The sequence below is a fragment of the Bradyrhizobium sp. 31Argb genome (assembly GCF_043638955.1).
Classification (GTDB): Bacteria; Pseudomonadota; Alphaproteobacteria; order Rhizobiales; family Xanthobacteraceae; genus Bradyrhizobium.
This window is the reverse complement of the sequence record NZ_JBEGDB010000030.1, coordinates 15195-33432: the sequence shown is the minus strand read 5'-3', so window position 1 is coordinate 33432 and position 18238 is coordinate 15195. Positions and strand designations below refer to the sequence as shown.

Below are 18238 nucleotides of genomic sequence, written 5' to 3'. Positions count from 1 at the left end.
GCAACGCTTTGCGCCGCTTGCATTCTGCCGTTAAATGTATGGCTCCCGCTCGCAGACCGGGAGTCCAAAATCATCCGCGAGGGGTATCCGCAAGATGTGGAACCACAGGAGCGATCTGAAGGTACGGTTGACGCTGCGCGTTGCGGCCGTATCGGCCCTCTGCTTTGCCGCCATCTCGGCCTATTTCCTCATCGATGCCGATAGGTCCGTGCGCGCCAGGATCAATGCGATCGCCGAAGTCGCGGCAAAGACGCTGGAGCTGCAACAAAACAAGCTCCAGTGGGTGAATAATCCGCGGTCAGGATTTCCCGACCTCGACAATGTCGCGACTGCGGTCATAACGCCCGGACTCTGTCTCGCCTTTCGCGCAAGCGATGGCGATATCCGGCAGCGATTCTGCGGTGGTGCGCCGAACGAGAACAGCGCGCCGCCACAAATTTTCGCAACGTTCTATCGCAGCCTGTTTGATCCCGGTCGCGAGGCCACGCGACCTGTGATTTCTCGCGGCGCCATCGTCGGCGAAGCCGTCGTCTGGGTTGATCCAGCCGTGCTCACGGCCGAGGCCTGGCACGAAGCGGGCCGTCTGATGACCGTGCTTGCGATCGCGCTGCCGTTATTGTGCGCTCTGGTCTATGCGGCCCTTGCACGCGCACTTCGGCCAACGCGGTTGATCCTGAGCGGTCTTGAGCGGATCGCCGCAGGCGACCTCACGGCGCGCCTGCCGCCCTTCGATCTTGCCGAGCTTTCGACCATCCGCGACGTGTTCAATCACCTCGCGGAAAGCCTCGGCACGGCGCTGGCCGAGCGCAGTGAATTGACCCGCAGGCTGATCGCGCTGCAGGACGAGGAGCGCCGGCATCTGGCGCGGGAGCTGCACGATGAATTCGGGCAGTCGCTCACCGCGATCCGCGCGCTGGCGGCATCGGCTCGTCATACAGCGGGACAGGATTGTCCTGCCATGCTCGCCGAATGCGACGGCATTGCGCGGATTGCGACCGACATGATGGAGACGCTGCGCGGCGCGCTGTTCAGATTGCGTCCGCCCGACGTCGAGGAACTTGGCCTGGCCGCAAGCCTGGAAGGTCTGGTCGCCGGCTGGAACGGGCGCAGCCGGGGACGGCCCCGCTTCAAGATCGCCTTTTCCGGCACGTTCGAGAATTTGCCCGCGGCGGTCAGCGCCAATCTCTACCGCATCGTGCAGGAGGCGCTCACCAACGCGGCCAAGCATGCAGGCGCAACGCGGGTCGTGCTGCGACTGGGGATGCGTGAAGCCGAGGCTCCCTCGGACGACGCCGCAATCGAGCTCGACATCGAGGATGACGGCCGGCTCAGCGATCCAGCCGTGAAATCCGGAATGGGTTTGCTCGGGATGCGTGAACGCGTCGCGGCATTGGGAGGGCGGCTGAGCTTCGAGGCCGGGCAAAACGGTGGCTTTGCCTTGCGCGTCGTTATTCCCGTCGCGCCGTCTCGCCAGCACGGCGTCGCCCTGGAGTACGCGGCATGAATGGCAGCGGCCGAGCCATCATGCTGGTCGACGATCACGCCGTCGTTCGCGAGGGCTATCGCTCGGTGCTGCAGAAGCAGCCGGGATTGCGCGTCGTTGCTGAAGCCTCCGATGGCGCCGAGGCCTATCGGCTGTTCAAGGCCACCGAGCCCGACCTGGTCATCATGGATCTGAGCATGCCCGGCATCGGCGGCATCGAGGCGATCAGGCGCATCAGGCAATGGGACAAGCGCGCCAGGATCCTCGTGTTCACGATGCACCAGAACGCGGCCTTTGCGGTGCAGGCAATCCGTGCCGGCGCCCGCGGCTATGTCACCAAGACAAGCCCGCCCGAGACGCTCGTGCACGCTGTGATGGATGTTCTGGCCGGAAAGATCGCCATCAGTCCCGATATCGACCATGAACTCGCGCTCAGCCGGCTTGCCGGCGAGGCCGCCGTCGCGGATGTCCTCTCCGCGCGCGAGTTCGAAGTGCTGCGCATGCTACTTGCCGAGAGGACGACCGAGGAGATCGCCGAGGCGCTTCACATCAGTCCCAAGACGGTGGCGAACCTGCACTCCCTGATCAAGGACAAGCTCGGCGTCGGCTCGGATATCGAACTGGTCCGGCTGGCGCTGCGGCAGGGGATATTGACGCAGATCGATCTTGGGGAGGCGTGAGGGGAGCCACTCACTTGAGCGCCTTCAAAGGATCGAATCCACCCACGCCGTGAATGCATCGAGCGCCTCGTCCATCACTTCGCCGTCATTGCGGCCCGAACGGACCAGCACATGGAAGGAATGATCGGCTTCTTTCACGAGATGCAGCGTCGCCAATGATCCGAGCTCCTTGACCACCGGCTCGAGCAGCTTCAAGTCCGCCAACGCATCGCGCGTGCCCTGCAGGAACAGCATGGGGATTTTGATGTCAGCGAGATGCTTTGCCCGCTCGGTGGATGGCTTTCCGGCTGTATGCAGCGGGAAGGCGAGAAACACCAGGCCTCGTACGCCGGCAAGCGGCTTGACCGCCTGCGCCTGCGAGGTCATCCGCCCGCCGAAGGATTTTCCGCCGGCAAAGAGCGGCAGGCCGGCGCACCGCTCTGCGGCCTCTGCCACCGCAGCGCGCACGGTGGCATGCGCAATCGCGGGTGGATCTGGCCGCTTGCTGCCCTTCTCCATATAGGGGAACTGGTAACGCAACGTCGCGATGCCGCGCGCGGCGAGGCCCGTGGCAATCACCTCCATCGAGCCATGCGTCATGCCGGCGCCTGCGCCGTGCGCAAACACATAGATCGCGTGAGCCTGCGGCGGACGAAGCAGCAGCGCCGAGACCGCGCCAGCATGGCCGATCTCGATCTTGAGGGACTGCGTGTCAGTTTTCATCGTCGTGATGTGTAGCCCGGGTGGAGCGTCAGCGTAACCCGGGACAGCTCGTAAACGTTGATGCAGAGGTCCCGGGTTGCGCTGCGCTCCACCCGGGCTACGAGGCTGCAGCTCATCTCATCAGGTAGCGACTGCGCCAATCAACGCAAGCAGCAAGTGCGACATGCCGCCACAAAAGGTCCGCGGGACATCGGCGACAGATTGTGCCAAAAGCTGAAAATGCTGCATGATACGCCACTTATCGCGACCATTGTCGCAGGGCTTGGACTGGCTTTTGTGTTCGGTGCCCTCGCCCAGCGGTTCCGGCTTCCACCGTTGGTCGGCTATTTGCTCGCGGGAGTTGCGGCCGGCCCCTTTACGCCCGGCTTCGTCGCGGACCAGGCGCTGGCAACGGAGCTGGCGGAGCTAGGCATCATCCTGCTGATGTTCGGGGTGGGCCTGCATTTCTCTCTCAACGATCTCCTGTCTGTCCGCGCCATCGCGCTGCCCGGTGCCGTCGTCCAGATCGCGGTTGCGACGCTGATGGGGCTCGGACTTGCTCAGGCCATGGGATGGTCGGTCGGAGCGGGCCTCGTGTTCGGGCTGGCATTGTCGGTCGCCAGCACCGTCGTGCTGCTTCGCGCGATGCAGGAGCGCCGGTTGATGGATACCGACCGCGGCAAGATCGCCGTCGGTTGGCTGATCGTGGAAGATCTGGCGATGGTGCTCGCGCTCGTGCTGCTTCCGGCCCTTGCGAGCGTGCTCGGTGGAAACGGCGATGCGCAGACCGCCGGTCCGCTCGCGGCGCGCCTTGGTCTTGGACTCACGGGCACATTGTTGCTCACAGTCGCCAAGGTCGGCCTGTTCATCGCCCTGATGCTGGTGGTGGGACGCAGGCTCATCCCCTGGATCCTGCATTACGTTGCGCACACTGGCTCCCGCGAGCTCTTCCGGCTCGCCGTGCTGGCGATCGCGCTCGGCGTTGCATTCGGCGCGACAAAGCTGTTCGACGTTTCGCTCGCGCTCGGCGCCTTCTTCGCCGGGATGATGCTGACGGAATCCCCGCTCAGCCAGCGCGCGGCACAGGAGTCGCTGCCGCTGCGGGACGCTTTTGCGGTGCTGTTCTTCGTTTCCGTCGGCATGCTGTTCGATCCGATGAGTGTGATCCGCGAGCCGTGGCCGCTGATCGCTACGATCTTCATCATCACTATCGGAAAATCCGTGGCAGCCTTCTTTATCGTGCTGGCCTTCAGGCATCCGGTCTCCACGGCGCTGACGATCTCCGCCAGTCTCGCCCAGATCGGAGAGTTCTCCTTCATCCTGGCGGAGATCGGCGTTGTAACCAATCTGCTCCCGAAGGAAGGTCGCGACCTGATCCTGGCCGGAGCGATCCTCTCGATCATGCTCAATCCGCTGATCTTCGCAGGTGTCGACTGGCTGATACCGCGCCTCGATCCGAGGCGGGCGTCGCCGAAGACCGCCGCTCCTGCCGCCCGCGAACCGATCCCGGTCACAAGCCTGACCGGTCACGCTATCCTGGTCGGCTACGGCCGGGTCGGGAACATCGTCGGCAGCGCCATGAAGGAGGCGGGCCAACCGTTCCTCGTCATCGAAGATGCCGATGCGATCGTCGCTGGGCTCAAGCAGAAGGATATCGAGGCGATCATGGGCAATGCCGTCCGCGCCGACGTGCTCGCCGCCGCCAATCCATCCGCGGCCCGATATCTGGTGGTCGCGATTCCCGAAGCGTTCGAAGCCGGACAGATCGTCCAGCAGGCGCGCGCCGCCAATCCGCAGATCCGAATCATCGCCCGCGCGCATTCGGACGCCGAGGTCGATCATCTCACGCGACTGGGCGCCGATACCGTCATCATGGGCGAGCGCGAGATCGCACGGGCGATGATTGAAGACCTGCAGCGTCAGCCGCAAAGGCGGCAGGTGGAACCGCAGGACGCGCCGACCGTGATCGCTCTGCACGGTGTTCCAAATGCGCCGGCAGATCGCTAGTATACCGCCGCTGCGCGTGGGGATGCAGGCGGTAGAAGAGGGGTCAGAATGGGCGCGAGTTCTCTGACGGAGCTGAAGCGGATCATCGAAGGCGAATCCATCGACGGGATCCAGTTGTTGAACAGTCCGCACGACAACCCGATCTGTTCGCTCTCTTACGATGAAAGCATTTCCTGTATCGCGGTCGTGTGGCGGAAATACGCGACCAGCGCTCAGCTTCGCTTCATTCATGAAATCATCCTTGGCATGCTCACGCAGCATGCCGCCGACAGGATCCTGGGCGATGATTCGGACTTGCCGATCGTCCACGCCGAAGATCAGAAGTGGATCGTAGAAGATTGGCTGCCACGGGCGCGGGCGGCGGGTCTCAAGGCCGTCGCTACCGCCGTGTCGCTGACATTCTTCGGCAAGGTCTCAATCGGGAGCATCCATTCGAAATTGGCCAAAGAGATTGCGATCAAGGATTTTCACAACATCCACTCGGCCCGCATGTGGCTCGGCAGCCTGAGCCCGCAGCAATTGGCATAGCCGCGCCGAGCCTGACACCACCTTGTGCGGGAAAAGGCGGTACCTTTCCTCCGCTGAAGCGCGCGTCATTTCGCGGCGCGCTTCTCGACGTGCGTCGCGAGCCAATCGATCAGCCAGTCGGCGACTTGAAGGTTGTTCTTGTCCTGCATCAGCATGTGCGAGTTGCCGTGAATGCCGACGTCCGGCAGCGCGACGACTTCAGCGTCGACGCCGGCGGCCTTCGCGGCCTGGACGAAGCTTCTGCAACCTTCCAGCCGCTTGCTCCACACCTCCGACTGGCTGACGAAGTCGCCGAACAGGACCAGTGTCGGGATTTGCTTGAGCGCCGTCATATTAAAGTCGCCGCCCGGACATGCTCCCGGCTCGATCGAGATGATGGCAGTTATTCCCTTCGGGCTCATTGCGGCCGTCTGGAACGGGAAGATGCCGGATTGCGAATGGCTGACCAGCACCGTCTTGCCGAGACGCTCGGACAGTTCGGACAGCGCCTTCACGGTCGGGACCGGCGGCGTCATCGAATAGTGCCAGTCCGGCACCATCTGCTTCCAGAACTCGTCCTGCGCCTCCAGCGGAAACTGCAGTCCGGGAAACACCTTTGGATATTCGGTGCCGAAGCGGAAGATCGCCCAGGCTGGCTCATGACCGGCTGAGATGAAGGCGGGCAGCGTGTCGGGCGCGGCCTTGCCGGTCTTCACGTTGTTGACGGCGACGGGGCTCGCGGCCGAACGCCCGCGCCAGGCTTGATCGATGACATAGACGGAGAAGCCGCGGCGCAGGAAATATTCGTCCCAGCCCATCCGGCCGTCGGGTGTCGTCTCCCAGCTCTTGCCGGTCAGACAGCAGCCGTGGATCAGCGTGATGGAATAGTCCTTGGGCTGCAGCGGGGTCTGGTAGCGGACATACATCTGGTCGACGGTGATCGTGCCCGTGGCGCCGAACGTCGGAATGGTCGAGAGCGCGTCGCTCTTCACCTCGCGGCCGCCGACAAAGAAGCTGCCCTGCTTGGCGATGGTGAGGGGGCCGGATGGCGGCGCCTCCGCGGCGTGGCTTGCCGCGAGAAAATTTCCCGAAACAATGAAGGCAAGGACCAGGCGCTTCAGCATGGGCGTTTCCTCGATATGTTATGTTTTTTTGAAAACGTGACGTCGGTACTAGATTCTTATTTTGACGCGTTTTCTTCACGCGAACCGGTGTCCACTTCGCTTGAAAACGCTCTATGATTGCACTCCCCACATTCGCACGGTGCGGCGCTCGATCAGGCGGAAGACCAGATTTTCGACGAAGAGGCCGATCAGGATTACCGTCAACAGGCCGGCGAACACCGCCGGGATATCGAGCACGGTGCGGCTTTCATAGATGAACCAGCCGAGCCCGCCCTTGCCGGACGCGACGCCGAACACAAGCTCGGCGGCGATTAAGGTGCGCCAGGCAAATGCCCAGGCCACTTTCAGCCCGGTGAGGATCGATGGAAAGGCGGCAGGGATCAGGATCCCCAGGACATAGGGCAGGCCGCGCAATCCATAGTTACGCCCGACCATCCGCAGCGTCGGCGACACCGCGAGGAATCCCGCATGGGTATTGAGCGCGACCGCCCACATCACCGAATGCACCAGCACGAAGATCAGGCTCGCCGCGCCGAGCCCGAACCAGATCAGCGCCAGCGGCAACAACGCGATCGCCGGCAGCGGATTGAACATCGCGGTCAGCGTTTCCAGGAGATCGGTCCCCAGCCGCGTGTTGATTGCGAGCGCCGTCAAGATCCCCGCAAGCGCAATTCCGATCGCATAGCCAAGCAGCAGCACCTGCAATGAGGTCCAGGTGCGTGCGAACAGCGAGCCATCCATGATGTGATCGAACAGGGCCTTCAGCGTGTCGGATAACGTCGGGAACAGCAGCGCGTCATCGAGATAGAGCGCATAGGCCTCCCAGATCAGGGCCAGCACGATCAGGATGAGGACCTTGCGTAGCGCGGCATTGTTCCAAAGCCGCTCGGCGGCCGACAATTGCCGCTCGACCTCGGGCTGATCCATGCCGTCATTCATGACGGTGGCCGAACTCAGGATGATGCGCGGTGCGTTCATGAGGCAGTCTCGTGATCGGCGCCGGCGCCTTCCGCTGAAAACAGGAGGTCGTCGATCTGCTTCTCCAGTTCGCCGGCGCGCCGGCTGTCACCGCCGACGGCGGCCACGTCCTCGATCTCGGCCTTGACGCGACCCGGATGCGGCGAGAGCAGGAGGATGCGGCTGCCGATCCGGATCGCCTCCGCGATCGAATGGGTCACGAACAGCACAGTGAAGTGCGTATCGGCCCACAATTGCAGGAGTTCATCCTGCATGCGCCGCCGGGTCAGCGCGTCCAGCGCGGCGAAAGGCTCGTCCATCAGGAGGATGTCCGGCTCCATCGCCATGCCGCGCGCGATCGCGACGCGCTGCTTCATGCCGCCCGAAAGCGTGTGCGTGTAGCTGTCGGCGAATTTGGTCAGGTTGACCTTGTCGATATAGGCGCGGGCGCGCTCATTCGCCTCGGCCTTGGAGAGCTTGCGCGCGACGCGCAGCGGAAACGCCACGTTTTCGGCGACCGTCTTCCATGGCAGGAGCTGGTCGAACTCCTGGAACACCATCATGCGGTCGGCGCCGGGGCCGTCAACCTTGCGGCCGTTGATGCGGATGGCGCCTTCGCTCGGAATCAGATAGCCGCCGACCGCCTTGAGCAGGGTCGACTTGCCGCAGCCGGAGGGCCCGAGCAGCACGTAGCGGTCGCCGCGCTCGACGCGGAACTTGACGCGATGGGTGGCGGTCACCAGCGATTGCGGCGTCTTGTAACGCAGCGTGACGCGGTCGACGTCGAGAAGCGGCTCAGCCATGTCCTTGCCGATGCTGGAAGCAGCAATGCCTGCGCTCAATCATGGTGACCTCCCAAACGACGGATCACGAACCCTGCAGGTGGTGGATCGCCGGCGCATAATAGTCTTTCCAGCTCGCGGGCTTGGTCTTGATCAAGCCGATCCTGTTCTGGAATTCGGCGAACTTCATGCTGTTGCGCGGCGCGAGTTCGAAGATGTTCTGCGGATCGCGCAGCATCCCTTCGACGAAATCGAGCGGGAAGTTGAGGTTGTCGGCCTTGATATAGGTCTGCGCCATGCCGCGCGGATCGTTCTTGACGAGATCCATGACTTCAGACAGCGCTGCGAGCAGCGCCTTCGTCGTCACCGGGTTCTTCTCGAAATAGGCCGCCGAGCCCCAGATCGTGCCGAACACATGCGGGCCGCCGAGCACGTCATAGGAATCGAGGATCTTGCGCGCCTTGCCGCCCTCGCGCTCCTGATACATGAACGGCGCCGAGGTGAAATGCGCTGAAATCTGCGACTTGCCTGATAGCATCGCGATCACGCCATCCGGCGGTGAGATGAACACGGTCAAATGATCGAGCCGCGCATATTGGTCGACGCCCCAGAGCCGCGCCGCCTCCATCTGCAGCACGATCGCGTGATAGGACGTCTTCACCCCGGGCAGGCCGATGCGGTCATTGTCGGTGAAATCGGCGACAGATTTCACCGCGGGATTGATGGTGTCGAGCTGCATCGGCTGCGTGGTGATGGCGCACAGCGCCTGGTACTTGCCCTTCGTCTTGTCCCACAGCGTGAGCAGCGAGGTCAGCGCGCCGCTGGTCATGTCGGCGTTGCCCGAGATCACCGCGTCGGAGGTCGCGGTGCTGCCGCTGACGACGCGCATGCTGACATTAGGCTTGTCGATGCCGGCCGCCTTCAGATGCTTGTCCAGCAGGTTCAATTCCATCATCAGGGTCAGCGGCAGATGACCCATGCCGGGCTGCCGGACGATCCTGATCTGTCCTTCCTCCGCGCGCGCCGGCGCTGACGTTCTCACGATGAGCGCCGGAGCTGCGAGCAATGCAGCGCTTCCCATAAGGGCGTGTCGTCGCGTGATGATCAACTGCCCCTCCCTCGATCTCTGTTGTCGTGTTTGTTGTTACGCCGCCAACATCAGACCCGGCGCATGGCAGATGTCAACGGTTCGCGCGCGTCGGAAGCGCGGCCACGCGAAATTCTTCTCGCTTGGATTTGCGAAAGATATCGGAGTGCTAGCTTTTCGATATCACACGATGCACGGAGGCGATCTGCCGGCTTCGCGGCTGCGAAGGCTCAGCGCAATGGGACCATCTTCGCCTGTGCCTTGGCGCGTTCGTTGACCGTCTTCGACGGCACCAGATGCGGTGCGTCCGCGCCGCCGAGGTTGCAGGCGACGTCGGTGAAGCGCTGCATCAGCGGTGGCATGTTGCGATCGCGCGTCGCGATCATGAGCCAGCTCTCGGCATCGATACCTGCGATCGGGCGGCTGGAGACACCCGGTATCGCCATGCAGGTATAGCACTCCGGCAGCACGGCGATGCCGAGCCCCGCCGAGACGAGGCCGAGCACGGTGTTGAGCTCACGCGCTTCCTGCTCGATGCGCGGCGTGAAGCCGGCCGCGCCGCACAGCGTCATCAGATGTTCATGCATGCCGCAATTGACGATCGGTTCGACGCCGACAAACGGCTGATCGACCAGCTCGGTCATCTCGACTGGCGCCGTGGACGCGGCAAGGCGATGGGTCGATGGAAAGAACAGCCGGGAGCGGTCGCGCCACAACGGCATCAGCTTGATATTCCGGTTCTTTTGCAGCACAGCGGGCGGCCGCAGGATGCCGAAATCGATCTGGTCGTCGGCGAGCGCTGCGAATTGCGAGCCGGTGCCCATGTGCTGCAATTCGATCTGCACGTCGGGATAGCGGCTGCGGAAGGCGCGCAGCATCTGCGCGAAGGCCTCCCGCATCGGAACCGAGCTGGTGAAGGCGAGCCGGATGGTGCCGGCCTCGCCGCGGCCGGCGCGGCGCACCGCTTCGGTGGTCTGCTCGAGCTGCTTCACCGCGCGCCGCGCATTGTCCAGCAGCACCTCGCCAGCAGGCGTCAGTTCGACCTTACGCCGATTGCGGCTGAACAGGGTCGTCCCGACCTCGGCCTCGATCGCCTTGATCTGGATGCTGAGCGGCGGCTGGCTGATGTTCAGGCGTCGGGCGGCGCGGCTGAAGCTGAGCTCTTCGGCCACGGCAATGAAATAGCGAAGCTGGCGATAATCCATCTTCTTATAGTCAAAACGTATAGCCGGGCTGTCAATATCATATTGGACGGAATGGGCCGGCTGCGCCTACACCGGCGGAAACCACCGATAATCCGAGGAACGCCCTGCTAGAGGCCCTGTCCCATGATCATCGATACGCATCTGCACTATTGGGAACGATCCACCCCCGAGCGCCCGCACGATCCCAACGGGATCCATTGGGGCGAGGAGATGCTCGCGGAGGATCTCCTGAAGGAGGCCGACAAGGCCGGCGTCACCCATATCGTCCAGGTCACGGCGTCGTTGATGGGCTACGACAACCGCTATTCGCTGGAAGCGGCGGCCAAACACAGGGATCGGGTGGTGGGGGTGTTCGGTCGGTTCGATCCGCTGCTGCCAGACAATGAGGGCCGGCTGAAACAGTTCATGGCGCAGGAGCGCATGCTGGGCGTGCGCATCACGCTGCACCAGCCGCCCTACAATAGCTGGCTGCGGCAGGGCCTGCTGAATGATTTCCTCGCCGCGATAGAAAAGCTCCAGATCCCGCTCGAACTGTTCGCGCCGTACCAGACCGAAGAGCTGCACGACATGGTCAAGCGCTATCCGGGCATCCTGATCATGCTCGACCACATGGGGCTGCGCCGCATGCCGCCCTACACCGACCGCTACTGGAACTGGCCCGAAATCCTCAAGCTCGGCGAACAGCCAAACATCTGGATGAAGGTGTCGTATTTTCCAGAGGCCGCGCCGGACGACGAGAAATATCCGCATCCGACTTCGAAGCAGCGCTTCCGCGAACTCTACGAGCATATCGGTCCGGACAAGATGATCTGGGGATCGAACTATCCGCCGGTGCTGCGCGCCTGCACCTATCCGCAGTCCGTGACCTTCATCAGCGAGGAATGCGATTTCCTCAACGAAGCAGATCGCAAGGCGATCTTCGCCGGCAACTTCATCAAATACATCAAGCAAGCCGGCGGCCGCGATCTCTTCAAATGATAACCGAGGAGGCAAGGGAGGCGAGGCGATGATTGGATTCCAGATTTGCAAACGCGCGCGCAAGGTCGATGCCGACACCGTCGCCAAGTTCCGCGAGCTGCCGGTCGCCAACATCAGTGACTCCATGTCGCGGATGACCGCGGGCGGCGCGGCGCTGCGGCCGATCCACAAGGAGGGTGTGCTTGCGGGTCCGGCCTTCACGGTGAAGACGCGTCCCGGCGACAATCTCATGGTGCACAAGGCGATCGACATCGCCGAACCCGGTGATGTGATCGTGGTCGACGGCGGCGGCGACCTCACCAATTCCCTGATCGGCGAGATGATGGCGGCGCAGGCCGAGCGGCGCGGGATCGCCGGCATCGTCATCTATGGTGCGATCCGCGACTACGACACGCTCCGCGCCGGCACGTTCCCGGTCTATGCCGCCGGCGTCACCCATCGCGGCCCCTACAAGGACGGCCCCGGCGAGATCAACGTGCCGGTCGCGATCGACGGCATGGTGATCGCGCCTGGTGATCTGATCGTTGGCGACGGCGACGGCATCGTCTGTGTGCCCTTCGATGTCACGGCCGAAGTGCTGAAGGCGACCGAGGCCAAGCACCAGGCCGAGATCAAGCAGCTCGCTTTGATCAAGGAGGGCAAGCTCGACCGCTCCTGGGTCGACGCCACGCTGACCCGGCTCGGTTGCAAGATTGACGTTTGATCGCGACGTCGTACGCGACGTTCGCAAGGGAGTATGCCGTGTTTGCTTTTTCCGGATCGGTCCACTCGAACGGCTGTTCGTGTTGCGGCGGCCCGCTTGTGTTCCAGGCCATGATGGCTTCGGGCAGGTCTTTTTCGCCTCCGACCAATATCGAGGCGACGGAAGGGCTGCGGCGCGCACAGGCTTCGAGCGGGCCGATCATCGACTGCCACGGCCATTACACCACGGAGCCGCAGGCGCTGCTCGATTGGCGCAAGCGTCAGATCGCGGCGATCGGCGATCGCTCGCAGATGCCTTCGATTGACGAGCTCAATGTCAGCGACGATGAGTTGCGGCAGTCGGTCGAAGGCGCACAACTGCGGCTGCAGCGAGAGCGCGGCACGTCGGTGACGCTGTTCTCGCCGCGCGCCTCCGGCATGAGCCATCATATCGGGGACGCCGCGGTCAGCGAGGCCTGGTCGCGGGTCTCGAACGACCTGATCCATCGGCTGACAAAACTCTATCCGAAGAATTTCATCGGCGTCTGCCAGTTGCCGCAATCGCCCGGCGTTGCGCCGAAGAACTGCATCACTGAGCTGACGCGATGTGTCGAGGAGCTCGGCTTCGTCGGCTGCAACCTCAATCCGGACCCGAGCGGCGGCTACTGGAAGGATCCGCCGCTGACCGACCGCTGGTGGTATCCGCTTTACGAGAAGATGGTCGAGCTCGACGTGCCCGCGATGATCCATGTCAGCGCCGCCGCCAATCCGGTCTTCCACACCACCGGCAGCCACTACATCAATGGCGACACCACCGCCTTCATGCAGTTCCTGATGTCGGATCTGTTCAAGGACTTTCCGACACTGAAGCTGATCATCCCGCATGGCGGCGGCGCCATTCCCTATCACTGGGGCCGCTACCGCGGCATCGCGCAGGACCAGAAGCGGCCGCCGCTCTCCGAAAGTGTGCTGAAGAACGTGTTCTTCGACACCTGCGTCTATCACCAGCCCGGCATCGACCTGCTGACGAAGGTGATCCCGGCGGAGAACATCCTGTTTGCTTCGGAGATGGTCGGTGCGGTGAAGGGCATCGATCCCGAGACCGGTTTCAACTACGACCACACGCGGCGTTACATCGACGACTCGACGCTGCTGAGCGCGAACGAGAAGCGCGCTATCTTCGCCGGCAATGCGCGGCGCGTGTTCAGCCGCATTCCCGCAGACATCTTCAATTGAGACGGGAGCGCGCATTGATCACGGACTCGCAGGTTCATCTCTGGGAGGCGCATCGCCCCGATCGGCCGTGGCCGGCGGAGCAGATCGGCAAGCCATCCTTCGTCGCGGTCCCCGGCGCGCGGCCGCATCGTCCCGAGCCGCTGGGCGCGGATGAATTGATCGGGATGATGGACCGCACCGGCATCGACCGAGCGGTGATCGTGCCGCCGTCCCCGGTCGGCGATTCCAACGATACGGCGCTGGAGGCGGCGCAGCGTTTTCCGGAGCGGTTCGCGGTGATGGGCCGTTTCAATCCGGATGCATCCGGCGCACGCGATCGCCTGCAGACCTGGCTCGACCAGCCGGGGATGCTTGGCATCCGCATGACCTTCTACAAGCCGCAATGGGCGCGCTGGCTCGTGCCCGGCAGCATCGAATGGTTCTGGTCGGACTGCCAGCGCCTGGGCATTCCGCTGATGGCGCTCGCGCCCGGCCTGGTCAAGGAGATCGCCGCGCTGGCCGAGCGCTATCCCGGCCTCACCATCATCCTCGATCACATGGCGCGGCAGAGCGCGCTGCGCGATGAAGCCTGTTTCGCCGACCTCGACGAATTGCTCGCACTGGCGCGGTTTCCGAACATCGCGATCAAGGCAAGCTCGCTGCCGTGCTACACGGATAGCGCCTATCCGTTCGCCAGCCTGGAGCCCTATCTGCGGCGAACCTTCGAGGCGTTCGGCGCCGATCGCATCATGTGGGGATCCGATCTCACGCGTCTGCCGTGCTCCTATCTCGAATGTCTCGACCATATGCGGCGCGAGCTTCCGTTCCTGACCGATGACGATCGCCGGCAGGTTCTCGGCGGCACAGCCGCGGCGCTGCTGCGTTGGCCCGAGGCGGGGGGCGCCGTCAAACCAGCAACATCAAATGAGGCCCACCCGTGACCGACCAGATCAACCGACGCACCGTCCTGTCGCTGCTTGCCGGCGCTACGCTATTGCCCGGCCTGCCCAGAATGGCCCGCGCCGCCGGTTATCCCGAGCGCCCGATCCATGTCGCGGTGCCGTTCTCGGCGGGCGGCGCGGTCGATATCGTCGCGCGCACCGTGATGCAGCAGGCCGGTCCGCAGCTCGGCCAGCCGGTCGTGATCGAGAACCGGCCCGGCGCCAGCGGCAACATCGCGACCGCCTTCGTCGCCAAGTCCGATCCCGACGGCTACAATGTGCTGATCGCCGCCAACAATCTGGCGACCAATGAGGCATTGTTCGACAGCCTGCCCTTCAACGCGGAGAAGGACCTCGAGCCGGTCGCCCTTGTCGGCTACTCGCCCCTGATCCTGGTGGTGCAGCCGCAATTCGAGGCCAAGACCGTCAAGGACATCGTCGACATGGCCAAGGCGGCGCCGGACAAGCTCACCTTTGCCTCCGCCGGCACCGGCACCTCGGGCCACCTTGCCGCGGAAATCTTCAAGCAGGTGACCGGCATCCAGGCGCTGCACGTGCCGTACAAGGGCGGCGCGCAGGCGATGGTCGATATCATCGCCGGCCGCGTCTCCTTCATGTTCGTCGATCCCGTGCAGGGCATGCCGCAGATCCGCGCCAACCAGCTCCGGCCGGTCGCCGTCAGCTCGCGCGAGCGGCTGGTGCTGCTGCCGGATGTCCCGACCGTCACCGAGGCTGGTTTCCCCGGCGTCGAGGCCACCGTCTGGTGGGGCTTCCTGGTTCCGGCCGGCACGCCCAAGGAGATCGTGTCGCGGCTGAACAAGGAGATCGACCTCGCGCTCGGCGATCAGAAGGTGAAGGACAGCCTTCGCGAGATGGGCGCCGTGGTCAAAGGCGGTTCGCCGGAGGATTTCCGCGCCTTCATCAAGTCCGAGACGGAACGCTGGGGCAACATCATCCGCACCGCCAAGATCAAGGCCGAGTGATCTTTCGGGACGCGGGTCAGCAGCCGCGACAGATGCTGCGCAAGCTCTTGTAGACCTCTTCGTCATCCCGCCGCATCTGCTGCAGCGATTCCATCGGCTTGCTGTCGTAGACCGGCTCCGGCTTGCGCTTGGCATCGAGCGCCACGGCCTGCCGCTCGTAGCAGGCTTCCCGCTCGGCCTTCGCCTGGATGAACCGGCATTGCTCCACCGCCGCTGAAGCGGGGACGACGCCGGCCATGAGGCCGAGGGTTATGAGGCTCAAAAGTTTCATGTCGCCCGTCCTTACCGGCCCGTTGTCTCAGTTCCGTGAAACGGGAGCAACATCAACTTTGCGCGCGAGCCATTTCCCGCCGCCGCTTTCTTTGCTAGCCCCTTGTTGCGATAACAAAATCCTCTGGCCGGCCATGAGGGCGGGCCACTTCCGGGAAGCAAACGTGCCAAAGACCATCGAAGAACCCGCACGGCGCGTGCCGATTTATGGCGAATATGAAGTCGCGGTGCTCGGTGGCGGGCCCGCCGGGATTGCGGCCGCGGTTGCCGCGGCGCGTGCGGGGCGGCGCACGCTCCTGATCGAACGCTACGGCTTCCTCGGCGGCATGGGCACGGCCGCGGGCGTGACCAATTTTTGCGGCCTCCACGCCAATGTGCATGGGCAAGCGCATCGGGTGGTGCAGGGCATCGCCTCCGATCTGCTGGATCGAATCGACCGGCTGAACGGGCTGAACAAGCCGCATCTGATCCTCGGCAAGATCCTGGCGCAGGCCTATGACACCGCTGCCTACAAGATCGCGGCCGATGATCTCCTGGCGAGCCACAAGGTCGATATCCTCTTCCATGCGCTCGGCGCCGGCGTGGTGATGGATGACGAGCAGCGCGTCGGCGCGCTGATGGTCGAGACCAAGGCCGGCCGCCAGGCGGTATTGGCAAGCATTTTCATCGATTGCTCCGGTGATGGCGATCTCGCCGCCTGGGCCGGCGCGCCGTACGAGGTTGGCGATGTCAAGGGCAGCATGCTCTATCCATCCATGATGTTCCGTCTCAACGGCATCGATCCCGAGAAAGCCGGTGACGCGTGGCGGACGATACCGGCGCTGATGGAAAAGGCCGAAGCCGCCGGCACCCACAAGTTTCCGCGCAAGGCCGCGATCGTGCGACCGCAGCGCTCGCCGATCGAGTGGCGGGTGAACTTCACCCAGCTCGCGCGCGCTGACGGCACCGCCGTCAATGGCCTGGAGCCCAATGACCTCACCCGTGGCGAGATCGAGGGCCGTCGCCAAGCGATCCAGGCGTTCGAATTCCTGCGCACGGTGCCGGGCTTCGAGAACTCCTACATCGTCGACCTGCCGCCGCAGCTCGGCATCCGCGAAACAAGACGCGTGGTCGGTGGCTACCAGCTCAGCGGCGAGGACGTGCTGGGCTGCGCCTCATTCGACGATTCCATCGGCGTCAATGGCTGGCCGATCGAGGCTCATGTCGCCGGTGACGTCATCTTCAAGTTCCCGCCGATCCCGGAATCGCGCGGCTTCAACGAACTGCCCTATCGCATGCTGGTGCCTGAGCGCGTTGACAATCTCCTCGTCGCCGAACGCTGCGCCTCGATGACCCATGAGGGACAGTCGGCGGCGCGGGTCTCCGGCGCCTGCTTTGCGATGGGGGAAGCGGCAGGCTCGGCCGCCGCGCTCGCGTTGTCGGGCAATACCAAGCCACGCGACATCGCGGTAGACAGACTGCAACAGGGGCTGAAACAGCAGGGCGCCTTCATCGGGTGCGACCAGCAAGTACCTGCCGGATTGTGAGGAGGACGCGGATGAAGGGTTTTGTGCGGCTCGCGCTTGCGGGCCTGCTGGCACTGACGGCGAGCGGGATCGCACGGGCCGATGAGCTCTCGAAAGCCAAGATCGGCGTGCTCCGCCTGTCGTCCTCGGCGCCGGTGTTCATCGCGCAGGACAAGGGCTATTTCCGTGAGGCCGGACTCGATGTCGAACTGAAATTCTTCGACGCCGCGCAGCCGATCGCGGTCGCCACCACCTCGGGTGATGTCGATTTCGGCGTCACCGCCTTCACGGCCGGGCTCTACAATCTCGCCGGCAAGGGCACGCTGAAGGTGATCGGCGGCATGAGCCGCGAGAAGGCCGGCTATCCCCTGATCGGCTATTTCGCCAGCAATAATGCCTATGCGGCTGGCCTGAAGACGCCGAAGGATCTTGCGGGCAAGCGCGTAGCGGTGACGCAGGTCGGCTCGAGCTTTCACTATTCGCTCGGCCTGCTCGCCGATAAATACGGCTTCAAGCTTTCGGACGTGAAGGTGGTGCCGCTGCAATCGCTCTCGAACGCGGCCGCCGCGCTGAAGGGCGAGACCGTCGATGCCGCGCTGCTGCCGGTCTCGACTGCACGCCCGCTGATGGAGACTGGCGGTGCCAAGCTCCTCGGCTGGGTCGGCGACGAGACGCCGTGGCAGCTTGGCGCCGTCTTCGCCTCGCCCAAGACGCTGGCGAACAAGCCGCTGGTGACGAAGCTGCTTGCAGCTTTGGTGAAGGCCGATCGCGAATATCACGACGTGATTCTCGCCGCGATGAAGGATGGTAAGGCGCCGATCAACGAAAAGACAAAACCGCTGCTCGACATCATCGCCAAATACACCAACCTGCCGGTCGAGCAGGTGGTCGGCAATTGCGCCTATATCGATCCGGACGGCAAGCTCGACGTCAAGAATGTTGCCAACCAGATTTCCTGGCTGCAGGAGCAGGGCTTCGTCGACAAGGGTTTTGACGCGGATAGCATCATCGCAAAGGAATATGTCAAGCCGGATTGATACCGTAGTCGCCGTCATGGCCGGGCTTGTCCCGGCCATCCACGCACTTTGTAACCAGGGAAAGAAAGACGTGGATGCCCGGGACAAGCCCCCGGCATGACGAGCGAGAACGAAA

18 protein-coding genes are annotated in these 18238 nt (G+C 63.7%); 11 read left to right on the top strand and 7 right to left on the bottom strand.

Annotation, left to right across the window (positions count from 1 at the left end; all coding sequences use genetic code 11):
• Positions 1-94: 94 nt before the first annotated feature.
• Both AAFX91_RS08615 and AAFX91_RS08610 read left to right on the top strand, forming a co-directional pair.
• Entirely contained in the window at positions 95-1504 is a 1410-nt protein-coding gene (locus AAFX91_RS08615; protein ID WP_130582005.1) for a sensor histidine kinase, read from the top strand.
• The gene (locus AAFX91_RS08610) at positions 1501-2163 is read left to right on the top strand and encodes a response regulator transcription factor (protein WP_130582004.1); all 663 of its coding nucleotides are present in this window, start codon (positions 1501-1503) and stop codon (positions 2161-2163) included. Before AAFX91_RS08615 ends, AAFX91_RS08610 begins: the two co-directional genes overlap by 4 nt.
• 24 nt (positions 2164-2187) lie before the next feature.
• On the opposite strand, the gene AAFX91_RS08605 is transcribed toward AAFX91_RS08610, so the two are convergent.
• Positions 2188-2865 carry an alpha/beta family hydrolase gene (locus AAFX91_RS08605; RefSeq protein WP_394566175.1) on the bottom strand — a complete coding sequence of 226 codons (678 nt, stop codon included), beginning with the start codon at positions 2863-2865 and terminating at the stop codon, positions 2188-2190.
• 219 nt (positions 2866-3084) lie between these two features.
• Here AAFX91_RS08605 and ybaL point away from each other — a divergent pair, with 219 nt between their 5' ends.
• Entirely contained in the window at positions 3085-4851 is a 1767-nt protein-coding gene (ybaL, locus tag AAFX91_RS08600; protein ID WP_130582002.1) for a YbaL family putative K(+) efflux transporter, read from the top strand.
• 48 nt (positions 4852-4899) lie between these two features.
• The gene (locus tag AAFX91_RS08595; RefSeq protein ID WP_130582001.1) at positions 4900-5379 is read left to right on the top strand and encodes a hypothetical protein; all 480 of its coding nucleotides are present in this window, start codon (positions 4900-4902) and stop codon (positions 5377-5379) included.
• A 65-nt stretch (positions 5380-5444) separates the two neighbouring features.
• Here the strand turns inward: AAFX91_RS08595 and AAFX91_RS08590 are convergent, their stop codons facing one another.
• From AAFX91_RS08590 to AAFX91_RS08570, 5 genes are all read right to left on the bottom strand, one after another.
• The gene (locus AAFX91_RS08590) at positions 5445-6482 is read right to left on the bottom strand and encodes an esterase (RefSeq protein WP_245476628.1); all 1038 of its coding nucleotides are present in this window, start codon (positions 6480-6482) and stop codon (positions 5445-5447) included.
• 111 nt (positions 6483-6593) lie between these two features.
• Positions 6594-7460, bottom strand: coding sequence for an ABC transporter permease (locus AAFX91_RS08585; RefSeq protein ID WP_130582000.1), 867 nt, complete (start codon positions 7458-7460; stop codon positions 6594-6596).
• A complete protein-coding gene (locus tag AAFX91_RS08580) occupies positions 7457-8242 on the bottom strand; it encodes an ABC transporter ATP-binding protein (protein ID WP_394566192.1) in 786 nt (261 codons plus the stop codon). Before AAFX91_RS08580 ends, AAFX91_RS08585 begins: the two co-directional genes overlap by 4 nt.
• Before the next feature lie 64 nt (positions 8243-8306).
• Entirely contained in the window at positions 8307-9263 is a 957-nt protein-coding gene (locus tag AAFX91_RS08575) for an ABC transporter substrate-binding protein (protein WP_394566174.1), read from the bottom strand.
• 275 nt (positions 9264-9538) lie between these two features.
• Positions 9539-10513: a LysR substrate-binding domain-containing protein gene (locus tag AAFX91_RS08570; protein ID WP_394566173.1), complete on the bottom strand. Its 975-nt coding sequence runs from the start codon at positions 10511-10513 to the stop codon at positions 9539-9541.
• Positions 10514-10636: 123 nt separating this feature from the next.
• Here AAFX91_RS08570 and AAFX91_RS08565 point away from each other — a divergent pair, with 123 nt between their 5' ends.
• From AAFX91_RS08565 to AAFX91_RS08545, 5 genes are read left to right on the top strand one after another with little or no spacing between them, the layout of a single operon-like run.
• Positions 10637-11491, top strand: coding sequence for an amidohydrolase family protein (locus AAFX91_RS08565; RefSeq protein WP_394566172.1), 855 nt, complete (start codon positions 10637-10639; stop codon positions 11489-11491).
• Positions 11492-11519: 28 nt separating this feature from the next.
• Complete coding sequence (locus tag AAFX91_RS08560) at positions 11520-12194, top strand: RraA family protein (protein ID WP_394566171.1); 675 nt, start codon at positions 11520-11522, stop codon at positions 12192-12194.
• Positions 12195-12232: 38 nt separating this feature from the next.
• A complete protein-coding gene (locus AAFX91_RS08555) occupies positions 12233-13408 on the top strand; it encodes an amidohydrolase family protein (protein WP_394566170.1) in 1176 nt (391 codons plus the stop codon).
• Positions 13409-13422: 14 nt separating this feature from the next.
• Positions 13423-14328 carry an amidohydrolase family protein gene (locus AAFX91_RS08550; RefSeq protein WP_394566169.1) on the top strand — a complete coding sequence of 302 codons (906 nt, stop codon included), beginning with the start codon at positions 13423-13425 and terminating at the stop codon, positions 14326-14328.
• Positions 14325-15311, top strand: coding sequence for a Bug family tripartite tricarboxylate transporter substrate binding protein (locus AAFX91_RS08545; RefSeq protein ID WP_394566168.1), 987 nt, complete (start codon positions 14325-14327; stop codon positions 15309-15311). Before AAFX91_RS08550 ends, AAFX91_RS08545 begins: the two co-directional genes overlap by 4 nt.
• 16 nt (positions 15312-15327) lie before the next feature.
• On the opposite strand, the gene AAFX91_RS08540 is transcribed toward AAFX91_RS08545, so the two are convergent.
• Complete coding sequence (locus AAFX91_RS08540; protein ID WP_130581040.1) at positions 15328-15582, bottom strand: hypothetical protein; 255 nt, start codon at positions 15580-15582, stop codon at positions 15328-15330.
• Positions 15583-15715: 133 nt separating this feature from the next.
• Here AAFX91_RS08540 and AAFX91_RS08535 point away from each other — a divergent pair, with 133 nt between their 5' ends.
• Together AAFX91_RS08535 and AAFX91_RS08530 are read left to right on the top strand one after the other, a co-directional pair.
• Positions 15716-17107 (top strand): FAD-dependent oxidoreductase, encoded by a 1392-nt coding sequence (locus AAFX91_RS08535; protein ID WP_394566167.1) that lies wholly within the window; start codon positions 15716-15718, stop codon positions 17105-17107.
• 11 nt (positions 17108-17118) lie between these two features.
• Positions 17119-18123, top strand: coding sequence for an ABC transporter substrate-binding protein (locus AAFX91_RS08530; RefSeq protein ID WP_394566166.1), 1005 nt, complete (start codon positions 17119-17121; stop codon positions 18121-18123).
• Positions 18124-18238: the final 115 nt, after the last annotated feature.